Below are 5,025 nucleotides of genomic sequence, written 5' to 3'. Positions count from 1 at the left end.
GAGACGCCGCGCAGGATGAACGGGGCGACGCTGCTCGGCAGGTCCATGCCGCCGGCAAGGCCGCAGGCCGCCACGGCGCCGCCGTACTGGGTCATGGCGAGCACATTGGCGAGGGTGTGGGTGCCGACCGTGTCGACGCCGCCGGCCCACCGCTCCTTGCCGAGCGGGCGCGCCTTTTCCGACAGCTCCGCCCGGTCGATGATCTCAGCCGCGCCGAGATCCTTCAGATAGTCGCCCTCTTCGGGGCGGCCGGTGGAGGCAATGACGTGGTAGCCGAGCTTGCCGAGCAGCGAGATGGCGACCGATCCGACGCCGCCGGCAGCCCCGGTGACGACGACCGGGCCGCGATCCGGCGTGACGCCGTGGCGCTCAAGGGCGAGGACGCAGAGCATGGCGGTGTAGCCCGCCGTGCCGATGGCCATCGCCTCGAAGCGGGTGAGCCCCTCCGGCAGGCCGATCAGCCAGTCGGACTTGACCCTCGCCATGCCGGCAAAGCCGCCCATATGGGTTTCGCCGACGCCCCAGCCGTTGAGCAGCACCTCGTCGCCTTCGGAGAACTCGTCGCTTGTCGACGAGACGACCGTGCCGGCGAAGTCGATGCCGGGGATCATCGGGAACCGGCGGACCACCGGGCCCGCCCCGGTGACGGCAAGGCCGTCCTTGTAGTTGAGGGTGGAATGGCTGACCTTGACGGTGACGTCGCCCTCCATCAGATCGTCCGGCCCGATCTCTTTCAGCGCCACCGACTGCTTCCTGGTCTCCTCGTCGCGGGTGACCACCACTGCCTTGAAGGTATCCACGTCTGCCGTCCTCGCCTCTGGGGTTTCGCTTGGCCTCCTGTTTGCCCGTTATCCCGGCGGCCTGCAAGGGTCGAGGGGTGCAACCGGCGCGCAGGAAACGGCCCTTCCAACCGCCGGAACGGCGGAATTCCGCGAACTCTTGCTGCCGCGCGCCGTCCGATCGGCCGTTTCCGGGTGCGGCGCTTTCGGGCTTTAAAAAGTCGGCAAAGTTCCCTATATTAGGCTCCGAGTGAGCATAAGCTGACGGGACCCGGCATTCTGCCGGCTGTTTTTTCCACCTACTTATGCTCAAAACGAGTATATTTACGATGGAGGCCCCGATGGCGATCGCAACCCTGACGCCTACCGGCGCGAACCGGACCCTTGCACGGGCTCCGAAACACGACGTCCTGCCGATGCCGCCGCTGGAGTACACCGATGAGGTGGCAAAGGAGACGGCGCATCTCTACGAGCGCGTCAAGGACGTCGTTCCGGCGATAGAGTGGCCGTTCTTTGCGCCCTACATCAAGGCCATCAACGACCTCAAGGAACAGCGCAACGCCGTCATCCTGGCGCACAACTACATGACGCCGGAGATCTTCCACTGCGTTGCCGACAAGGTCGGCGATTCCCTGCAGCTCGCCCGGCTCGCCGGCGAGACCGACGCGGACGTCATCGTCCAGTGCGGCGTCCATTTCATGGCCGAGACCTCGAAGATCCTGAACCCGGAAAAGACGGTGCTGATCCCCGACATGGAGGCCGGCTGCTCGCTGGCCGAGTCGATCACCGGCGCCGATGTCCGCCTGCTGCGAGAGGCCCATCCGGGCGTGCCGATCGTTGCCTATGTCAACACCTCGGCCGAAGTGAAGGCCGAGGTCGACATCTGCTGCACCTCGGCGAACGCCGTTCAGGTCGTTGAAAGCCTCAACGCGCCGAAGGTCATCCTGCTGCCGGACCAGTATCTCGCCCAGTACGTCGCCAGCCAGACCGATGTGGAGATCATCACCTGGAAGGGCGCCTGCGAGGTCCATGAACGGTTCACCGGCGAGGAGCTGCGCGCCTATCGCGAGAGCGATCCGAACCTCAGGATCATCGCCCATCCGGAGTGCCCGCAGGATGTGCTGGCCGAGGCCGACTACACCGGCTCGACCTCGCAGATGACGAAATGGATCGAGGACAACAAGCCGGCCAAGGTCGTGCTGGTCACCGAATGCTCGATGGCCGACAACGTCGCCGCCGACATCCGCGACGTGGAGTTCGTCAGGCCGTGCAATCTGTGCCCGCACATGAAGCGGATCACGCTGGCAAAAATCCTCGACTCCCTCGTCTTTATGCGCGAAGAGGTGGAAGTCGATCCCTCGCTGATCGAGCGCGCTCGTGCCTCGGTCGAGCGGATGGTCAACCTGAACAGCTAACGGCAGCCCGGCTGCCGCGCTTTCCTGGGAATGGGGCGCCGCGCCAATGCGGTGCCCCATGGCGAATGCCCGGACGCGCCCCATGATCGAACTCTATGAGAAAAGCACCCATCCGCCGGCTTCCTGGAGCGGCATCGACGATGTGGTGATCATCGGCGGCGGGCTCGCCGGCCTGTTCTGCGCCCTGAAGCTGGCGCCGCGGCCGGTCACCCTGCTGTCGGCGCGGGAAATCGGCGAAGGCACCTCCTCGGCCTGGGCGCAAGGGGGGATCGCCGCGGCGGTCGCCGAGGGCGACAGCCCGGAAAACCACGCCCGCGACACGGTCGCGGCCGGCGCCGGCATCGTCGCGGAGCGCATCGCCCGGCTGATGGCCAGCGAGGCCCCTGCCCGCATCCACGATCTCCTCGCCTATGGCGTCCCCTTCGACAAGGACCTTGAGGGCCGGCTGCAGCTCTCCCGCGAGGCCGCCCACTCCTATCGCCGCATCGTCCGGGTGGAGGGCGACCGGGCCGGCTGGGCGATCATGGACGCGCTCATCCGCACCGCCCGCGCCACCCCGTCGATCCGCATGCTGGAAGGCTATATCGCCGAAGAGGTGGTGTTAGAGGGCCGCTACGTCGCCGGCGTCGCGGCGCGCTCGCGCCATGCCAGCGGCACCGTGTTCTTCCCGGCCCGCGCCGTGGTGCTGGCCAGCGGCGGCGTCGGCCACCTTTATTCGGTGACCACCAACCCGGTCGAGGCCAATGGCGACGGCGTCGCCATGGCGGCCCGGGCCGGCGCCATCCTCGCCGACTGCGAGTTCGTCCAGTTTCACCCCACCGCCATCGACATCGGCCGCGATCCGGCGCCGCTCGCCACCGAGGCGCTGCGCGGCGACGGCGCGACGCTCGTCAACGCGGCGGGAACGCGGTTCATGGCGGACGTCCATCCGGATGCGGAACTCGCCCCGCGCGACATCGTCGCCCGCGCCGTCTTCGAGGAGGTGATGAGCGGGCGCAAGGCGTTCCTCGACTGCCGCAAGGCGATCGGCGCGCATTTCCCGGAGAAATTCCCGACCGTCTACCAGACCTGCGTCGACGCCGGCATCGATCCCGTCAAGGAGCCGATCCCGGTGGCGCCGGCCGCCCACTACCACATGGGCGGGGTGCTGACCGACGCCAACGGGCGCACCTCGCTCGACGGCCTGTGGGCCTGCGGCGAGGTCTCGTCCACCGGCGCCCACGGCGCCAACCGGCTCGCCTCCAACTCGCTGCTGGAAGCCGTCGTCTTTGCCGCGCGCATCGCCGAGGACATCCAGGGCCTGCTGCCGACGCCGAAGACGGCGGCCTGGATGCCGCTGAAGCCCGTTGCCGACCTAGGCGCGGAACAGATGCCGGATGCCAAGATCGTCGACCTGGCGCGCACCACGATGATGGAAAATGTCGGGGTTGTCCGCAACGCCGACGGCCTGAAGCGGGCGCTCTCCGTCTTTTCCGCGCTGGAGCGCGGCTGCCGCACCACCGGCGTTCAGCACATGCTGACGGTCGCCAGGATCATTGCCGCCGCTGCCCTTGCCCGCAAGGAAAGCCGCGGCGGCCACTTCCGCTCCGACTATCCTGAAACCGATCCGGCGCTCGCCCGGCGCAGCTATCTGACGCTGGAAGACGTCGACGCCCTGACCGCGCAAGCCCCTGCCGCGGACGGCACACTGGAAAAGATCCGCAAGGAGATGGTCGCTTGACGCAGTCCCACGAGAGTTTCCTGCCGGAACTGCCGGCCCTGTTCGTAGAGCGCGCCGTTGAGGCAGCCCTGCTTGAGGATTTCGGCCGCGCCGGCGATATCACCACGCAGGCGACGATCCCGGCCGGCGCCCGCGCGACCGCCCGGCTTGCCGCCCGCGCGCCCGGCGTCATCGCCGGGCTCGACCTTGCCGAGACGGCCTTTCGCAAGCTCGATCCCGGGGTCACCTTCCGCCGTCACCTCACCGATGCGGCCGATGTCGAGGCGGGCACCGCCGTCGCGGAGATTTCCGGCTCGGCACGGGCGCTGCTGGCGGCCGAACGCACCGCGCTCAACTTCATCGGCCACATGTCCGGCATCGCCACGGCGACCAACCTGTTCGCCCGGCTGATCGCCCACACCGAGGCCCACATCGTCTGCACCCGCAAGACGACGCCGGGGCTCCGGGCGTTCGAGAAATACGCCGTTCGCTGCGGCGGCGGCCGCAATCACCGCTTCGGGCTCGACGACGCCGTCCTCATCAAGGACAACCACATCGCCGTTGCCGGCGGCGTCGTTGCCGCCATCGAGCGCGCCAAGGCCTTTGCCGGCCATCTCGTCAAGGTCGAGGTGGAGGTCGATACGCTGGAGCAGCTTCAGGCGGCGATGACCGCGGGACCCGATGCGGTGCTGTTCGACAACATGACGCCGGAAACGATGCGGGAGGCCGTCGGCATCGTCGACGGGCGCGCGATTACCGAGGCGTCGGGCGGCATCACGCTGGAGACGGCCGTCGCCGTCGCCGAGACCGGCGTCGACCTCCTGTCGAGCGGCTGGATCACCCACTCCGCCCCGGTGCTCGACCTCGGGCTCGATATCGTCATCGATTGATTTTTTCGGGATTGCGCCGAGGGGCATCGCCCAGAGCCGTGCGGCTCGGAAAACCTCTAGGTCAAAATAACCGTCGAAAACCCAGCTTGTGCCGAACGGCGAACTGACAGGCTAGCGGGTTTACCCGCCGCCTGCCCCCCTCTCATGCGTCATTGCCGGGCTTGACCCACTACTGTCCGGTCTAATTTTGTAGACAGGGTGCATGGCATTGATTCTACTTGGTTTCAGACGTTTCGCGGCGT

At 67.6% G+C, this 5,025-nt stretch carries 4 protein-coding genes; 3 read left to right on the top strand and 1 reads right to left on the bottom strand.

Annotated elements, in window-relative coordinates; translation table 11 throughout:
* A partial coding sequence (locus CH339_RS23360; protein ID WP_111436823.1) for an MDR family oxidoreductase occupies nucleotides 1-800 on the bottom strand: 800 nt, incomplete at its 3' end.
* A gap of 320 nt (nucleotides 801-1,120) precedes the next feature.
* Between CH339_RS23360 and nadA the strand changes: the two genes are divergently transcribed.
* From nadA to nadC, 3 genes are all read left to right on the top strand, one after another.
* Entirely contained in the window at nucleotides 1,121-2,194 is a 1,074-nt protein-coding gene (gene nadA / locus CH339_RS23355; RefSeq protein ID WP_244669156.1) for a quinolinate synthase NadA, read from the top strand.
* 82 nt (nucleotides 2,195-2,276) lie between these two features.
* Nucleotides 2,277-3,914, top strand: a complete 1,638-nt coding sequence (locus tag CH339_RS23350) for an L-aspartate oxidase (protein ID WP_111436822.1) — start codon at nucleotides 2,277-2,279, stop codon at nucleotides 3,912-3,914.
* On the top strand, nucleotides 3,911-4,783 hold the full coding sequence (gene nadC, locus CH339_RS23345; protein ID WP_111436820.1) for a carboxylating nicotinate-nucleotide diphosphorylase: 873 nt from the start codon (nucleotides 3,911-3,913) through the stop codon (nucleotides 4,781-4,783). The genes CH339_RS23350 and nadC overlap by 4 nt, the downstream gene beginning before the upstream one ends.
* Nucleotides 4,784-5,025 lie beyond the last annotated feature (242 nt).

It is taken from the genome of Rhodobium orientis (assembly GCF_003258835.1).
In the GTDB taxonomy this organism is placed as follows: domain Bacteria; phylum Pseudomonadota; class Alphaproteobacteria; order Rhizobiales; family Rhodobiaceae; genus Rhodobium; species Rhodobium orientis.
The sequence above is the reverse complement of the archived record's forward strand: the minus strand, read 5'-3'. Positions and strand labels throughout refer to the sequence as shown.